We start from the raw sequence: 15,612 nt of genomic DNA, 5'->3' as shown, positions 1-15,612 counted from the left end.
CTGAAGCTCTCTCGGTTCAGCTTTAACCAGCAAGGAGTACTCACGTGGCACGCGTGAAGCGGGCGGTCAACGCCCAGAAGAAGCGTCGGGTTGTCCTCGAGCGGGCCAGCGGTTACCGCGGCCAGCGCTCCCGCCTCTACCGCAAGGCGAAGGAGCAGGTCACCCACTCCCTCGGTTACGCCTACCGTGACCGTCGCGCCAAGAAGGGCGACTTCCGTCGCCTCTGGATCCAGCGGATCAACGCCGCGGCCCGCGCCAACGGCATGACCTACAACCGCTTCATCCAGGGCCTGAAGGCTGCCGAGGTCGAGGTCGACCGTCGCATCCTGGCCGACCTGGCCGTCAACGACGCCGCCGCGTTCACCGCGCTCGTCGAGATCGCCAAGGCCAACGTGCCGGCGCAGGCCGACAGCTCCGACGCTGCCTGACCTGCTGCACCAGCACTCTCCGCGCGCCGGGTCGATGCCGTGCTGACCAACACCCGTTCCGATCGGGTCCGGTCCGTCAAGGCATTGACCCGGCGCGCTGTGCGTCAGCGCGAGGGGCTGTTCCTCGCCGAGGGCCCTCAGGCCGTCCGTGAGGCCGTCCGCTTCCGCCCGGACGTCGTCAAGGACCTGTATGCCGTGCCCGAGGCCGCCGCGCGCCACGCGGCGATCCTGGAGGAGGCCCACGAGCACGGCCTGCACGTCCACGAGGTCAGCCCCGAGGTGCTCGCGGCCATGTGCGACACGACCGCCCCGCAGGGGCTGGCTGCCGTCTGCCGGCCGGTGGACGTCGACCTGACCCCGGTGCTCGAGGCCCGCCCGCGGCTGCTCGTCGTCCTCACCAACGTCCGCGACCCCGGCAACGCCGGCACGGTCATCCGGGGCGCCGACGCCGCCGGGGCGGACGCCGTCCTGGTCAGCGACGCCAGCGTGGACGTCTACAACCCCAAGGTCGTCCGCTCCACGGTCGGGTCCCTGTTCCACCTGCCCGTGGTGACCGGCATCCCCGTCCACACCCTGCTCGAGCGGGTCCGCGCGGCGGGGCTGGCACTGCTCGCGGCCGACGGTGCCGGGACCACGCTCCTGGACGACGCCGACCTGTCCGGCCCGCACGCCTGGGTCATGGGCAACGAGGCCTGGGGGCTCGAGCAGGAGGTCCGCGATGCCTGCGACGAGGTCGTCCGGGTCCCCATCCACGGCCATGCCGAGTCCCTCAACCTGGCCATGGCCGCCACCATCTGTCTCTACGCTTCCGCGCGCGGGCAACGCGCGACCGCCCGGAATGGGTAAGGTCATGGCTATGGGGACCGAGGCACGTCCAGACGCTGACCGGATGGTCGTGTGGGACGACAGCATCGGCGAGGCGGTCCCGGACGGGCTCGTCGTCGCCGACGATGAGGCGTCGGTCGTCTACGTCAACCGCCGGGCGGCCTCGATCGTGGGCCAGGACGTGGCTGACATGCTGGGCCAGGACATCCGCAAGGTGCTGCCCCTGCAGGACTCCGACGCCCGCTCGTGGTGGACCTGCACGGACCCGTGGAACGGCCTGAACATCCGCTCCGGCCACCGCGAACGCCTGCTGATCCTGCAAGGCGGCCACGAGGTGCTCGTGACCGCCCGCTACGTGCGTCCCGGGCGCAACCAGCCGGTCACCCAGGTGGTCCTCTCGCTGCGCGACGCCGAGTCGCGCCGTCGCGCCGAGGCCAGCAATGCCGCCCTGATCTCCACGGTCGCCCACGAGCTGCGCTCCCCGCTGACCTCGGTCAAGGGATTCTCCTCGACGCTGCTGCACCGCTGGGAGCGCTTCACCGACGACCAGAAGCGGCTGATGCTCCAGACGATCGAGGCCGACGCCGACCGCGTCACCCGCCTCATCACCGAGCTGCTGGACATCTCCCGCATCGACGCCGGCCGCCTGCAGGTCCGGCGCCAGCCGGTGGATGTCGTTTCGGCGGTCAAGCGCCACATCGAGCGGTTCGTGGCCAGCGGCCACGACCGCGAGCGGTTCGTCCTGGAGGCGGCGCCCCACCTGCCCGAGACCTGGGCGGACCCGGACCGGCTGGACCAGATCCTGGCCAACCTCATGGAGAACGCCGTGCGCCACGGCGACGGCACCGTCAGCCTGAGCGTCATGCCGAGCACGCAGAACGGCAGCGAGGCGATCGCGGTCACCGTGAGCGACCAGGGCGAGGGCATCGCCCCGGAGAACTACTCGCTGGTGTTCACCCGGTTCTGGCACGGCTCGCGCCGCGGCGGCACCGGTCTGGGCCTCTACGTCGTGCGCGGGCTGGTCGAGGCCCACGGCGGCCAGATCAGCGTCGGCGCCGCCCGCTCCGGTGGCGCGCAGTTCCGATTTACGTTGCCTGCGGGCGCCCCGGAACACCTCGTCTGACCGGCCCACGCGGCCCCTAGACTGCCTGCGGCAGTCGACCCACCACGCTGATCACCCGGCGGCTGCATGCCGCCGACACCTGACGAAGTGAAAGCGATGTCTGGACCCAACACGCAGTACGACCCCGTCGAGGTGAGCACCCTGGACCCCTCCGCGATCGAGGCCGCCGTCCAGGAGGCCCTCGCGGCCATCGCCGCCGCGACCACCCTCGAGGAGCTCAAGGCGGCCAGGCTGGCCCACCAGGGCGACAAGAGCGCCCTGGCTCTGGCCAACCGCGAGATCGGCGCCCTGCCGCCGACGGCGAAGGCCGAGGCCGGCAAGCGCGTCGGCCAGGCCCGCGGGCAGGTCTCCAAGGCCCTGGCGCAGCGTCAGGTCGAGCTCGAGGCCGAGCGAGACGCACGGCTCCTGGTCGAGGAGACCGTCGACGTCACGGCGCCGGTGTCCCGGCGCAGCCTCGGCTCCCGCCACCCCCTGGAGCTGACCTCCGAGCGCCTCGCCGACGTCTTCGTCGCCATGGGCTGGGAGGTCGCCGAGGGCCCCGAGGTCGAGTCGGAGTGGTTCAACTTCGACGCCCTCAACCTCGGGCCGGACCACCCGGCCCGGCAGATGCAGGACACCTTCTTCGTCGAGCGCCCGGACTCCGGCCTGGTGCTGCGCACCCAGACCTCGCCGGTGCAGGTGCGCAGCCTGCTCGAGCGCGACCTGCCGGTCTACGTCGTGTGCCCCGGCAAGGTGTTCCGCACCGACGAGCTCGACGCCACGCACACCCCGGTCTTCCACCAGCTCGAGGGCCTGGCCATCGACGAGGGCCTGACGATGGCCCACCTGCGCGGCACGCTCGAGCACTTCGTCGAGGCGATGTTCGGCGAGGGCATCGAGACCCGGATGCGCCCGGCGTACTTCCCGTTCACCGAGCCCAGCGCCGAGCTGGACTTCCGCTGCTTCGTCTGCCGCGGCGAGGACGACAAGTGCCGCACCTGCGGGGGCACCGGCTGGATCGAGCTCGGCGGCTGCGGCATGGTCAACCGCCGGGTGCTCGAGGTCTGCGGGGTCGACCCCGACCGCTACACCGGCTTCGCCTTCGGCATGGGCATCGAGCGGACCCTGATGTTCCGCCACGGGGTCACCGACATGCACGACATCGTCGAGGGCGATGTGCGGTTCAACCACCAGTTCGGGATGGAGATCTGATGCGCGCGCCGGTTTCGTGGCTGCGTGAGCTCGTCGACGTCGCCCCCGGGGCGACCGGTCGCGACATCGCGGCCAGCCTGGTCAAGGTCGGCCTCGAGGAGGAGGCGCTGCACGGGGGGGACATCACCGGTCCCCTCGTCGTCGGGCGCGTGCTCGAGCTCGCCGAGGAGCCGCAGAAGAACGGCAAGGTGATCCGCTGGTGCCAGGTCGACGTCGGCGAGCACGGCCAGCGCCTGACCGAGGGCACCGCCCAGGGCATCGTCTGCGGGGCGCACAACTTCGCCGTCGGTGACCTCGTGGTCGTCGTCCTGCCCGGCGCGGTGCTGCCCGGCGACTTCGCCATCGCCGCCCGCAAGACCTACGGCCACGTGAGCAACGGCATGATCTGCTCCGCCGCCGAGCTGGGCCTCGGCGAGGATCACGACGGCATCATCGTGCTCCAGCAGTGGTTCGCCGAGGATCCCGAGCTGCTGGCCTCCCTGGAGCCAGGCGACGACGCGATCGCCCTGCTCGGCCTGGCCGACGAGGTCGTCGAGGTCAACGTCACCCCGGACCGCGGCTACTGCTTCAGCATGCGCGGCATCGCCCGCGAGTACTCCCACGCCGCCGGCGGCACGTTCCGCGACCCTGCCGCGGTCACCGCCCCGGGGGCCAACGACGGCGGGTATGCCGTGCGGCTGGCCGACGAGGCCCCGCTCGCCGGCCGCGCCGGGTGCGACCGTTACGTCGCACGCATCGTTCGCGGCGTCGACGCCACCCGGCCCTCGCCGCGGTGGATGCAGAAGCGCCTGACCCAGATGGGGATGCGTCCGATCTCGCTGGCCGTCGACGTCACCAACTACGTGATGCTGCTGCTGGGCCAGCCGCTGCACGCCTTCGACCTGGACACGCTCAGCGGGTCCGTCGTGGTGCGTCGCGCCCGGGTGGGGGAGAAGCTCACCACCCTCGACGACGTCGAGCGCACGCTCCTGCCCGAGGATCTGCTCATCACCGACGGCGGGGACACGCCGCTGGCGATCGCGGGCGTCATGGGCGGGGAGACCTCCGAGGTCGGCCCGCGCACGACCAGCATCCTGGTGGAGTCGGCGCACTTCGACCCCACCACGGTCGCCCGGTCCTCGCGCCGGCACCGCCTGACCACCGAGGCCTCCAAGCGCTTCGAGCGCGGTGTCGACCCCGAGCTGGCGCCGGTGGCTGCGCAGCTCGCGGTCGACCTGCTCGTCGAGCTCGGCGGCGGCACCGTCGACGAGGGCGTCACCGACGTCGACCACCGCGCCCCGCGCGAGCGGGTCATCCTCGACGCCGGCCTGCCGACGCGCCTGGTCGGCCTGGCGTTCACGACCGGGGAGGTCGTGTCCGTCCTGCGCGCGATCGGCTGCGACGTCGAGGACCTCGGTGGCGACACCCTCTCGGTGCTGCCGCCCTCCTGGCGGCCGGACCTGGTCACCGGCCCCGACTTCGTCGAGGAGGTCATCCGGATCCACGGCTACGACGCCGTGCCTTCGGAGCTGCCCCGACCCCGCGCCGGCCTGGGGCTGACCCACGGCCAGCGGGTGCGCCGCACGGTGGCGGGCACCCTGGCGCACCTGGGCCTGGACGAGGTGCTGACCTACCCCTTCGTCGGCGCGGGCATCCACGACGCCATGGGCCTGTCGGCCGACGACCCCCGGCGCACGGCGCTGCGGATCGTCAACCCGTTGTCCGAGGAGGCGCCGTGGATGCGCACCTCGGTGCTCTCCACGTTGCTGGAGGCGTTGCGCCGCAACGTCTCCCGCGGCCAGCGCGACGTCGCCCTGTTCGAGCTGGGCCTCGTGACGCGCCCCACCGGCGACAAGGTCGAGGCGCCGGTGCCCGGCGTCGAGGGCCGGCCGGACGAGCAGACCCTTGCCGCCATCGAGGCGGCGGTGCCGCACCAGCCCCGCCGGGTCGCCCTCGCGCTGACCGGCGAGGTCGAGCACTCCGGGTGGTGGGGCGCCGGACGCGCCGCCGACTGGTCCGACGCCGTGGCCGCAGCCCGGGCGGTCGCCGAGGCCCTGGCCGTCGAGCTGCACGTCAGCGCCGACGACCACGCCCCGTGGCACCCGGGGCGCTGTGCCCGCCTGACCCTGGCCGACGGCACGCTCGTCGGGCACGCGGGCGAGCTGCACCCCAAGGCCGTGGCGGCGCTGGACCTCCCGGCCCGCACCTGCGCCGCCGAGCTCGATGTCGACGTGCTCACGGCCGCCTCCGAGGGGCGCACCCTGGCGTCCGCGCTGTCGACCTACCCGGTCGCCCACAGCGACGTCGCGCTCACCGTCGAGGACCGCGTGCCGGCGGCGGCCGTCGAGGCGGCGATCCGCGAGGCGGCGGGTGACCTGCTGGAGTCCGTCCGCCTGTTCGACGTCTACCGCGGCGAGCAGGTGGGTGCCGCCCACAAGTCGCTGGCCTACCGGCTGACCTTCCGGGCCGCCGACCGCACCCTGACCACCGACGAGGTCAACGCCCTGCGCGACCGGGCGATCGCCCTGGCCGCGGAGCGCGCCGGCGCCGTCCAGCGTGGTGCCTGAGCCGCAGCACGCGCCGCGGGTCGCCCTGGTCACCGGGGCGTCCCGCGGCATCGGTGCCGCCATCGCGCGGGCGCTCGCCACGAGCGGGTATGCCGTGGCCATGGTCGCGCGCGACCGTGCGGCGCTGGTGGCGGTCGCCGCCCCGCTGCGCGAGGCCGGTGCGGAGGTGGTGACCGCCGCGGTGGACGTCACCGACGTGGCGGCCGTGCGCAGCTGCGTCGACGACGTCGTCGCGCGCCTGGGCCGGATCGACCTGCTGGTCAACAACGCCGGGGCGATCGAGCCCGAGGTGCCCCTGTGGGAGGCCGACCCCATGCGCTGGTGGTCGGTGCTGGAGACCAACGTGCGCGGCCCCTTCCACGTCGCCCACGCCGTCGTGCCCCACATGGTCACCGCCGGCGGGGGCCGGGTGGTCAACCTCAACAGCGGCGCCGGCATGCGGGCAGACGCCCTGCTCAGCGCCTACAGCGCCAGCAAGGCCGCGCTGGCGCGCCTGACCGGGGCCCTGCATGCGGCGGGGGAGGAGCACGGCGTCCGTGCGTTCGACCTCGCCCCCGGCGTCGTGCGCACCGACATGACCCTGTCGATGGACCTGCACGAGGGCCGCACCGAGTGGACGCCCGTGGACGCGGTGACCGAGCTTCTCCTGGCGCTTGCCTCCGGCGAGCTCGACGCCTGGTCCGGCCGGTTCGTGCGTGCCGGGGTCGACACGCCCGGCTCGCTGCGGGACCGCGCCGCGGCGGGGCTGGCACCCGGCGACCGGGAGCTGCGGCTCCAGCCGTGGGGGCCCGAGGACCCGCTGGCTCCGGCACCGCCCGCCGGCGGGACTGCATAGAACAATCATGAGGTGTATAGTCATGCAGCATGGTGACGGCAGCAGTAGCAGGCGCGAGCGGGTATGCCGGTGGCGAGATCGTGCGGCTGCTCCTGGCGCATCCCGCGATCGAGGTCGGCGCGCTCACCGCTGCCTCCAGCGCCGGCAGCCGGCTCGGTGAGGTCCACCCGCACCTGACCCCGCTCGCGGACCGGGTGCTGCTCGACACCACCGTCGAGACCCTCGCCGGTCACGACCTGGTCTTCCTCGCCCTGCCGCACGGTGCCTCCGCGGCCCTGGCGGCAGCGCTGCCCGAGGACGTCGTCGTCATCGACTGTGGCGCCGACTTCCGGCTCGGTGACCCCGGCGCGTGGCAGGAGTTCTACGGCAGCGACCACGCCGGCACCTGGCCCTACGGCCTGCCCGAGCTCATGGACGCCAAGGGCGTGCGCGGGCGGCAGGAGCTGGCCGGCGCCCGCCGCGTCGCCGTGCCCGGCTGCTACCCCACGGCCAGCACCCTCGCCCTCGCCCCCGGCTTCGCCGCGGGCCTGCTCGAGCCCGACGACGTCGTGGTCGTGGCCGCCAGCGGCACCTCCGGCGCCGGCAAGGGCCTCAAGGCTCACCTGCTCGGCGCCGAGGTGATGGGCTCCATGTCGCCCTACGGCGTCGGCGGGGTCCACCGGCACATCCCCGAGATCGAGCAGAACCTCGGCCTCGCGGCCGGCACCGCCGTCACCGTCTCGTTCACCCCCACGCTGGCCCCCATGCCCCGGGGCATCCTCGCCACCGCGACCGCCAAGGCGACCCCCGGCGTGACCGCCGCCTCCGTGCGGCAGGCCTGGCACACGGCATACGCGGACGAGCCGTTCGTGCACCTGCTGCCCGAGGGGCAGTGGCCGCGGACGGCCGACGTCCTCGGCAGCAACACCGTCCACGTCCAGGTCGCCCTCGACGAGCGGGTCGGCCGCGTCGTCGCGGTCGCGGCCGTCGACAACCTGACCAAGGGCACCGCCGGCGCCGCCGTGCAGTGCGCCAACCTGGCCCTCGGCCTGGCCGAGACCACCGGCCTTCCCCTCACCGGAGTCGCCCCGTGAGCACCACCACTCCCGCAGGATTCCGCGCCAGCGGCGTCACCGCCGGGCTCAAGCCCAGCGGCCGGCCCGACGTCGCGGTCGTCGTCAACGACGGCCCGCGCCACGACGCGGCAGCCGTCTTCACCAGCAACCGCGTCGTGGCCGCGCCGGTGACCTGGAGCCGCCAGGTGCTCACCGACGGCCGGGTCGACGCCGTGGTGCTCAACTCCGGCGGCGCCAACGCCTGCACCGGCCCGCAGGGGTTCGCCGACACGCACGCCACCGCCGAGCACCTCGCTGCTGCGCTGGAGGTCTCGGCCGGCGACGTCGTGGTCTGCTCCACCGGGCTGATCGGCGAGCTGCTGCCGATGGACCGGCTCCTCGCCGGCGTCGACGGCGCCGTGGCCGCCCTCGAGCCCGACGGTGGGGAGGACGCCGCGGCCGCCATCATGACCACCGACACGGTGACCAAACTGGCCGTCGCGACCCGGGACGGCTGGTGCGTCGGCGGCATGGCCAAGGGCGCCGGCATGCTCGCCCCGGCCCTGGCCACGATGCTCGTGGTCCTCACCACCGACGCCGTCGCCGACCCTGCCACGCTCGACAAGGCGCTGCGGACGGCGACCGCCCAGACCTTCGACCGGGTCGACTCCGACGGGTGCATGTCCACCAACGACACGGTGCTGCTCATGGCCTCCGGCGCCTCCGGGGTCACCCCCTCGCCGGAGGAGCTGACCGCGGCGGTCACGGCGGCCTGTGCCGACCTGGCCCGCCAGCTGGTCGCCGACGCCGAGGGGGCCAAGCACGACATCGCCATCGAGGTCCGCTCCGCCGCCAGCATCGAGGACGCCCTCGAGGTCGCCCGCTCGGTCGCGCGCAACAACCTCTTCAAGTGCGCCGTCTTCGGCGGCGACCCCAACTGGGGGCGCGTCCTCGCCGCGGTCGGCACGACCGCCGCAGCCTTCGAGCCCGACCAGCTCGACGTCGCCATCAACGGCGTGCAGGTCTGCCGCGCCGGGGGCGTGGGGGAGGACCGCTCGCTGGTCGACCTCACCGCGCGGGAGGTTCACGTGCTCGTCGACCTCCACGCCGGGGACGAGAGCGCCACCGTGTGGACCAACGACCTGACACACGACTACGTCCACGAGAACTCGGCCTACAGCACATGAGCACCACGACGCTGCGGGGACCCATCGACACCGACGCCCTCTCCCGGGCCGCGGACAAGGCCAGCACGCTCGTAGAGGCCCTGCCCTGGCTCGAGCGCTTCCGGGGCGCCCTGGTCGTCATCAAGTACGGCGGCAACGCCATGCTCGACGACGACCTCAAGGCCGCCTTCGCCCAGGACATCGTCTTCCTGCGGTATGCCGGGCTGCGCCCCGTCGTCGTGCACGGCGGCGGCCCGCAGATCGCCAGCATGCTGGGCCGGCTCGGCCTGCCCAGCGAGTTCCGCGGCGGGCTGCGCGTCACCACCCCCGAGGTCATGGACGTCGTGCGGATGGTGCTCACGGGGCAGGTCGGTCGCGAGCTCGTCGGCCTGGTCAACCGGCACGGCCCCCTCGCGGTCGGGCTCTCCGGCGAGGACGCCGGGCTGCTCGGCGCCCGGCGCCGCCCCGCCACCGTCGACGGCGAGCCGGTGGACGTCGGCCTGGTCGGCGACGTCGAGACGGTCAACCCCACGGCCGTCATGGACCTGCTCGAGGCCGGGCGCATCCCCGTGGTCTCCACGATCGCCCCCGACCTCGACGAGGACGGACAGGTGCTCAACGTCAACGCCGACACCGCCGCCGCGGCGCTCGCGGTGGCCCTCAAGGCGCACAAGCTCGTCGTCCTGACCGACGTCGAGGGCATCTACGCCAGCTGGCCCGACCGGGACTCGCTGCTGTCGAGCCTGTCGGCCGGCGACGCCGACGAGCTGCTCACCCGGGTCGACGCCGGCATGGTCCCCAAGCTCGAGGCCTGCATCCGGGCCGTGCGCCAGGGCGTCCCGCAGGCCCACGTCATCGACGGCCGGCAGCCGCACTCGCTGCTGCTGGAGGTCTTCACCAGCGAGGGAATCGGCACCATGGTGGTCCCGGACGGAGCAGACGGATGAGCCAGACCAGCACGCACCAGACGACCAACAACCAGACGACCACCAACCAGACGCGCACGTCTCAGGACGCCGCCTCCAGCGTCGCGGGCTACCTCGACCGCTACGAGCACGCCCTGCTGGGTGTCTTCGGCACGCCCCGGACCGTGCTGACCCAGGGCGACGGCTGCTACGTCCAGGACGCCGACGGCCACCGCTACCTCGACCTGCTCGCCGGGATCGCCGTCAACGCCCTCGGCCACGGCCACCCCGCCCTGGCCAAGGCCGTCGCGGAGCAGGCCGCCTCGATGGTCCACGTCTCCAACTTCTTCACCACCCCCGGGCAGGTCGCCCTGGCCGAGCGGCTGCTGGGCCTGGCCGGGGCCCCGGAGGGCTCGGCGGTGTTCTTCGCCAACTCCGGCACCGAGGCGCTCGAGGCGGCGGTCAAGCTCAGCCGGCGCACCGGTCGCACCCGCATCGTCGCGGCCGAGGGCGCCTTCCACGGCCGCACGACCGGTGCCCTGGCGCTGACCCACAAGCCGGCCTACCGCGAGCCGTTCGAGCCGCTCATCCCCGAGGTCGTGCACGTCCCGTGGAATGACCCCGAGGCACTGCGCACGGCGGTCACCGGGGACGTCGCCGCCGTGGTCCTGGAGCCCATCCAGGGCGAGGCGGGCGTGCGCCCGGCTGACCCGGCATACCTGCTGCTGGCCCGTGAGCTGACCACGGCGACCGGCGCGCTGCTGGTCCTCGACGAGGTGCAGACCGGGGTCGGCCGCACCGGCAGCTGGTTCGCCTTCCAGCAGGCCGGGATCACCCCCGACGCGATGACGCTGGCCAAGGGCCTGGGCGGTGGGGTGCCGATCGGCGCGCTCGTCACGTTCGGGCCGCAGGTCACCGGCCTGCTCACGGCCGGGCAGCACGGCACGACCTTCGGCGGCAACCCGCTGGCCGTCGCCGCGGCGCTGGCGGTCCTCGACACGATCGAGGCCGAGGGCCTGGTCGAGCACGCCCGGGCGGCGGGGGAGCACCTCGCCTCCGCCGTGACGGCGCTGGACCACCCCCTCGTTGCCGAGGTGCGCGGGGCCGGCCTGCTGCAGGCGATCGAGCTGCGCGCCGACGTCGCCGCCCAGGTCGCCGAGCGGGCGCTCGCCGCCGGCTTCATCGTCAACCCCGTGACGCCCAGCGCGCTGCGCCTCGCGCCGCCACTGGTCATCACCACCGAGCAGCTCGACACCTTCGTGGCCGCGCTGCCCGCCCTCCTCGACGGACTGGAGACCCCCTGATGCCTCGCCACTTCCTGCGCGACGACGACCTCACCGCCGCCGAGCAGGCCCACGTCATCGAGCGCGCGATCGCGTTGAAGGCCAGGCCGTTCAGCGAGCCGGTCCTCGCCGGCCCGCAGGCCGTCGCCGTCATCTTCGACAAGCCCTCGACCCGCACCCGGGTCTCCTTCTCGGTCGGTGTCGCCCAGCTCGGCGGCTACCCGCTCGTCATCGACGCCGCCTCCAGCCAGCTCGGCCGGGGCGAGCCGATCGAGGACACCACCCGGGTGCTGGAGCGCCAGGCCGCCGCGATCGTCTGGCGCACCTTCGGCCAGGAGCGGATCGAGGCGATGGCCGCGGTGAGCACCGTGCCCGTCGTCAACGCCCTCACCGACGAGTTCCACCCGTGCCAGATCCTCGCCGACCTGATGACGGTCAAGGAGCACAAGGGCGACCTCGCCGGGCTGACCCTGGCCTACGTCGGTGACGCCGCGAACAACATGGCCCACTCCTACCTGCTCGGCGGGGCGCTGGCCGGGATGCACGTCCGGGTCGGCGGACCGGCCAGCCACCAGCCCGACCCGGCCGTCGTCGCCCGCGCCACGGAGGTCGCCGCAGAGCAGGGCGGCTCGGTGCTCGTGACCACCGACCCGGCCGAGGCGTTCGCCGGAGCCGACGTCGTGGCCACGGACACCTGGGTGTCGATGGGCCAGGAGGCCGAGAAGGACCAGCGCGCCGGCGCGGCCAACCCCTTCGCGGCCTTCAGCGTCAACGACGCGGCGCTGGCCCAGGCCGCACCGGAAGCCATCGTGCTCCACTGCCTGCCGGCCTACCGCGGCCTGGAGATCAGCGCCTCGGTCATCGACGGCCCGCAGTCCGTGGTCTGGGACGAGGCCGAGAACCGCCTGCACGCCCAGAAGGCCCTGCTCTGCTTCCTGCTCGAGCAGTCGCGCCGGCCCCGGGAGCTGATGGCGTGATCGCCCACACCCGCGCCGCCCGGCACCAGCGCATCGTCGACATCCTCAGCCGGCACAGCATCCGCTCCCAGGGCGAGCTGCTCACGCACCTGGCCCAGGACGGCCTCGAGGTGACGCAGGCGACCCTCTCGCGCGACCTCGTCGAGCTCGGCGCCGTCAAGGTCCGCCAGGGCCGGGCCCTGGTGTATGCCGTGCCGGGGGAGGGCGGTGACCGCACCCCCCGCGCCGCGGAGGCCGCCGGCGCCGTCAACGCCCGGCTCAAGCGCCTGTGCGAGGAGCTGCTGGTCACCGCGTCGGCCTCGGCCAACCTCGTCGTGGTGCGCACCCCGCCCGGGGCGGCGCAGTACCTCGCCTCAGCGATCGACCACGCGGACGACGCGGCCATCCTGGGCACCATCGCCGGTGACGACACGATCCTGGTCATCACCACCGGGCCCAAGGACGGCCCGGCCGTCGCCAGCCGGCTCCTGTCCCTAGCCGGCACACGGGAGGATTGAGCCGTGCTGCGCCGAGCCTGACCCGCACCCACCCGCACCCGCCCCCTCCCGGGGCCACCCGACATACCTGGTGTACGGCCCCTGCTGCACCAGCCCCTGAACGACACGACACCTGAAACCCGAGGAGCACCCAGTGACCGACCGCGTTGTCCTTGCCTACTCCGGAGGACTCGACACCTCCGTCGCCATCGGCTGGATCGCCGACGCCACGCAGGCGGAGGTCGTCGCCGTGGCCGTCGACGTGGGCCAGGGCGGAGAGGACCTCGAGGTCATCCGCCAGCGCGCGCTCGACTGCGGCGCGGTGGAGGCCTACGTCGCCGACGCCCGCGACGAGTTCGCCGACGAGTACTGCCTGCCCGCGCTGCAGGCCAACGCCCTCTACATGGACCGCTACCCGCTGGTCTCGGCGCTGTCCCGCCCGGTGATCGTCAAGCACCTGGTCAAGGCCGCGCAGCAGCACGGCGCGACCACGGTCGCCCACGGCTGCACCGGCAAGGGCAACGACCAGGTCCGCTTCGAGGTCGGCATCTCCAGCCTCGCCCCCCACCTGAAGTGCATCGCCCCGGTGCGCGACCTCGCGCTGACCCGCGACAAGGCGATCGACTACGCCGAGAAGCACAACCTGCCGATCGAGACGAGCAAGAAGAACCCGTACTCCATCGACCAGAACGTCTTCGGTCGCGCGGTGGAGACCGGCTTCCTCGAGGACATCTGGAACGCCCCGATCGAGGACCTGTACTCCTACACCAAGGACCCGGCCCGCCAGCACGAGGCGGACGAGGTCGTCATCACCTTCAAGGCCGGTGTGCCGGTGGCGATCGACGGCGAGAAGGTCAGCGTCCTGCAGGCGATCCAGAAGCTCAACGAGCGCGCCGGCAACGCCGGGGTCGGCCGGCTCGACATGGTCGAGGACCGCCTCGTCGGCATCAAGAGCCGTGAGGTCTACGAGGCGCCCGGTGCCATCGCCCTCATCACCGCCCACCAGGAGCTGGAGAACGTCACCCTGGAGCGCGAGCTCGGCCGCTACAAGCGCGGCGTCGAGCAGAAGTGGGGCGAGCTGGCCTACGACGGCCTGTGGTTCAGCCCGCTCAAGCGCTCGCTGGACGCGTTCGTCGCCTCCACCCAGGAGCACGTCAGCGGCGACATCCGGATGACGCTGCACGGCGGCCGTGCGGTCGTCACCGGCCGTCGCTCCGAGAGCAGCCTCTACGACTTCAACCTGGCGACCTACGACGAGGGCGACACCTTCGACCAGTCGCTGGCCAAGGGGTTCATCGAGCTGCACGGACTGTCCAGCAAGATCGCCTCGAGCCGCGACCAGCGCTCCGGCCATGCCTGAGCAGCCCACCGGCACCGCTGGGCAGCCCACCGCCGGCGAGCGGGTCTCCCTCTGGGGCGGCCGGTTCGCCGGCGGCCCGGCCGACGCGCTGGCCGCGCTGTCGAAGTCGACCCACTTCGATTGGCGGCTCGCGCCCTACGACATCGCGGGTTCCCGGGCCCACGCCCGCGTGCTCGCCAAGGCCGGGCTCCTCGACGAGCCGACCCTGGCCGCCATGCTGAAGGCGCTGGACCGGCTCGAGGCGGACGTGGTCTCGGGGGCGTTCACCCCGGCCGAGTCCGACGAGGACGTGCACACGGCGCTGGAGCGTGGCCTGATCGAGCGCGCCGGCGCCGACGTGGGCGGCCGGCTGCGCGCCGGGCGCTCGCGCAACGACCAGGTCGCCACGCTCTTCCGGATGTACCTGCGCGACCACGCCCGCACCGTCAGCGCCCTCGTGCTCGACGTCGTCGACGCGCTGGTGGCGCAGGCGGGTGAGCACATCGGCGTGGCGATGCCGGGTCGCACCCACCTGCAGCACGCCCAGCCGGTGCTGCTGGCCCACCACCTGCTGGCGCACGCGTGGGCGCTGCTGCGCGACGTCGAGCGCTGGCAGGACTGGGACCGGCGGACGGCCCTGTCGCCCTACGGTTCCGGCGCGCTCGCCGGCAGCTCGCTGGGCCTGGACCCGGATGCGGTCGCGGCCGACCTCGGCTTCACCGCTGCGGTGGAGAACTCCATCGACGGCACCGCGAGCCGGGACTTCGTCGCGGAGTTCGCGTTCGTCTCGGCGATGGCCGCGGTGGACATCTCGCGCCTGGCCGAGGAGGTCGTGCTCTGGGCGACGAAGGAGTTCTCCTTCATCACCCTCGACGACGCCTACTCGACCGGGTCGAGCATCATGCCGCAGAAGAAGAACCCCGACGTGGCCGAGCTGGCCCGCGGCAAGGCCGGCCGGCTCGTCGGTGACCTCGCCGGGCTGCTCACCACGTTGAAGTCGCTGCCTCTGGCCTACAACCGGGACCTGCAGGAGGACAAGGAGCCGGTGTTCGACGCCGTCGACACCCTCGAGGTCCTGCTGCCCGCGTTCGCCGGCATGGTGGCGACGATGCGGTTCAACACCGAGCGGCTGGAGTCCCTTGCGCCGCAGGGCTTCTCCCTCGCCACCGACGTCGCAGAGTGGCTGGTCCGCCAGGGCGTGCCGTTCCGCATCGCCCACGAGGTCGCGGGGGAGTGCGTCCGGGCCTGCGAGCTGCGCGACATCGAGCTGTGGGACCTCTCCGACGAGGACCTGCAGGCGATCTCCCCGCACCTGACGCCCGACGTGCGCTCGGTCCTCAGCGTCGAGGGCTCGCTGGCCTCCCGCGACGCCAAGGGCGGCACCGCGCCGGCCCGGGTGCGCGAGCAGCTCGAGCTCGTGCGCCGGCAGTCGAAGGCTGCCCGGGCCTTCGGGACCGGATCGGTCCTCCGGACCGGCTGACCCA

General features: G+C 73.3%; 14 protein-coding genes. All 14 read left to right on the top strand.

The window, feature by feature from the left end:
* The first annotated feature begins 44 nt into the window (after nt 1-44).
* Nucleotides 45-428, top strand: coding sequence for a 50S ribosomal protein L20 (rplT, locus tag AC3ANM_RS04135; protein WP_488286873.1), 384 nt, complete (start codon nt 45-47; stop codon nt 426-428).
* Between the two features lie 39 nt (nt 429-467).
* Nucleotides 468-1,274 (top strand): TrmH family RNA methyltransferase, encoded by an 807-nt coding sequence (locus AC3ANM_RS04130; RefSeq protein ID WP_488286872.1) that lies wholly within the window; start codon nt 468-470, stop codon nt 1,272-1,274.
* 43 nt (nt 1,275-1,317) lie between these two features.
* Nucleotides 1,318-2,376, top strand: a complete 1,059-nt coding sequence (locus AC3ANM_RS04125; protein WP_488286871.1) for a PAS domain-containing sensor histidine kinase — start codon at nt 1,318-1,320, stop codon at nt 2,374-2,376.
* A 96-nt stretch (nt 2,377-2,472) separates the two neighbouring features.
* Nucleotides 2,473-3,567, top strand: coding sequence for a phenylalanine--tRNA ligase subunit alpha (pheS, locus tag AC3ANM_RS04120; protein WP_488286870.1), 1,095 nt, complete (start codon nt 2,473-2,475; stop codon nt 3,565-3,567).
* On the top strand, nt 3,567-6,113 hold the full coding sequence (gene pheT, locus AC3ANM_RS04115; RefSeq protein ID WP_488286869.1) for a phenylalanine--tRNA ligase subunit beta: 2,547 nt from the start codon (nt 3,567-3,569) through the stop codon (nt 6,111-6,113). Before pheS ends, pheT begins: the two co-directional genes overlap by 1 nt.
* Entirely contained in the window at nt 6,106-6,948 is an 843-nt protein-coding gene (locus AC3ANM_RS04110) for an SDR family NAD(P)-dependent oxidoreductase (RefSeq protein ID WP_488286868.1), read from the top strand. Before pheT ends, AC3ANM_RS04110 begins: the two co-directional genes overlap by 8 nt.
* Before the next feature lie 29 nt (nt 6,949-6,977).
* Nucleotides 6,978-8,021 carry an N-acetyl-gamma-glutamyl-phosphate reductase gene (gene argC, locus AC3ANM_RS04105; RefSeq protein WP_488286867.1) on the top strand — a complete coding sequence of 348 codons (1,044 nt, stop codon included), beginning with the start codon at nt 6,978-6,980 and terminating at the stop codon, nt 8,019-8,021.
* A complete protein-coding gene (gene argJ / locus AC3ANM_RS04100; protein ID WP_488286866.1) occupies nt 8,018-9,169 on the top strand; it encodes a bifunctional glutamate N-acetyltransferase/amino-acid acetyltransferase ArgJ in 1,152 nt (383 codons plus the stop codon). The genes argC and argJ overlap by 4 nt, the downstream gene beginning before the upstream one ends.
* Nucleotides 9,166-10,095, top strand: a complete 930-nt coding sequence (gene argB, locus AC3ANM_RS04095; protein WP_488286865.1) for an acetylglutamate kinase — start codon at nt 9,166-9,168, stop codon at nt 10,093-10,095. Before argJ ends, argB begins: the two co-directional genes overlap by 4 nt.
* The gene (locus AC3ANM_RS04090; RefSeq protein WP_488286864.1) at nt 10,092-11,357 is read left to right on the top strand and encodes an acetylornithine transaminase; all 1,266 of its coding nucleotides are present in this window, start codon (nt 10,092-10,094) and stop codon (nt 11,355-11,357) included. The genes argB and AC3ANM_RS04090 overlap by 4 nt, the downstream gene beginning before the upstream one ends.
* Nucleotides 11,357-12,313 carry an ornithine carbamoyltransferase gene (gene argF, locus AC3ANM_RS04085; RefSeq protein WP_488286863.1) on the top strand — a complete coding sequence of 319 codons (957 nt, stop codon included), beginning with the start codon at nt 11,357-11,359 and terminating at the stop codon, nt 12,311-12,313. The genes AC3ANM_RS04090 and argF overlap by 1 nt, the downstream gene beginning before the upstream one ends.
* A complete protein-coding gene (locus AC3ANM_RS04080) occupies nt 12,310-12,810 on the top strand; it encodes an arginine repressor (RefSeq protein ID WP_488286862.1) in 501 nt (166 codons plus the stop codon). The genes argF and AC3ANM_RS04080 overlap by 4 nt, the downstream gene beginning before the upstream one ends.
* 133 nt (nt 12,811-12,943) lie before the next feature.
* Complete coding sequence (locus tag AC3ANM_RS04075) at nt 12,944-14,149, top strand: argininosuccinate synthase (protein WP_488286861.1); 1,206 nt, start codon at nt 12,944-12,946, stop codon at nt 14,147-14,149.
* Complete coding sequence (gene argH, locus AC3ANM_RS04070) at nt 14,142-15,608, top strand: argininosuccinate lyase (RefSeq protein WP_488286860.1); 1,467 nt, start codon at nt 14,142-14,144, stop codon at nt 15,606-15,608. Before AC3ANM_RS04075 ends, argH begins: the two co-directional genes overlap by 8 nt.
* The last annotated feature ends 4 nt before the right edge of the window (nt 15,609-15,612 follow it).

This window comes from Oryzihumus sp. JJN4-3R, assembly GCF_057747915.1.
This window is presented reverse-complemented; position numbering and strand designations above follow the sequence as displayed.

Coding starts and splice junctions, on each gene's coding strand:
- AC3ANM_RS04125 (WP_488286871.1), top strand. CDS start 1,318: ATGGTCGTGTGGGACGACAGCATCGGCGAGGCGGTCCCGGACGGGCTC.
- pheS (WP_488286870.1), top strand. CDS start 2,473: ATGTCTGGACCCAACACGCAGTACGACCCCGTCGAGGTGAGCACCCTG.
- pheT (WP_488286869.1), top strand. CDS start 3,567: ATGCGCGCGCCGGTTTCGTGGCTGCGTGAGCTCGTCGACGTCGCCCCC.
- argC (WP_488286867.1), top strand. CDS start 6,978: ATGGTGACGGCAGCAGTAGCAGGCGCGAGCGGGTATGCCGGTGGCGAG.
- argB (WP_488286865.1), top strand. CDS start 9,166: ATGAGCACCACGACGCTGCGGGGACCCATCGACACCGACGCCCTCTCC.
- AC3ANM_RS04090 (WP_488286864.1), top strand. CDS start 10,092: ATGAGCCAGACCAGCACGCACCAGACGACCAACAACCAGACGACCACC.
- argF (WP_488286863.1), top strand. CDS start 11,357: ATGCCTCGCCACTTCCTGCGCGACGACGACCTCACCGCCGCCGAGCAG.
- argH (WP_488286860.1), top strand. CDS start 14,142: ATGCCTGAGCAGCCCACCGGCACCGCTGGGCAGCCCACCGCCGGCGAG.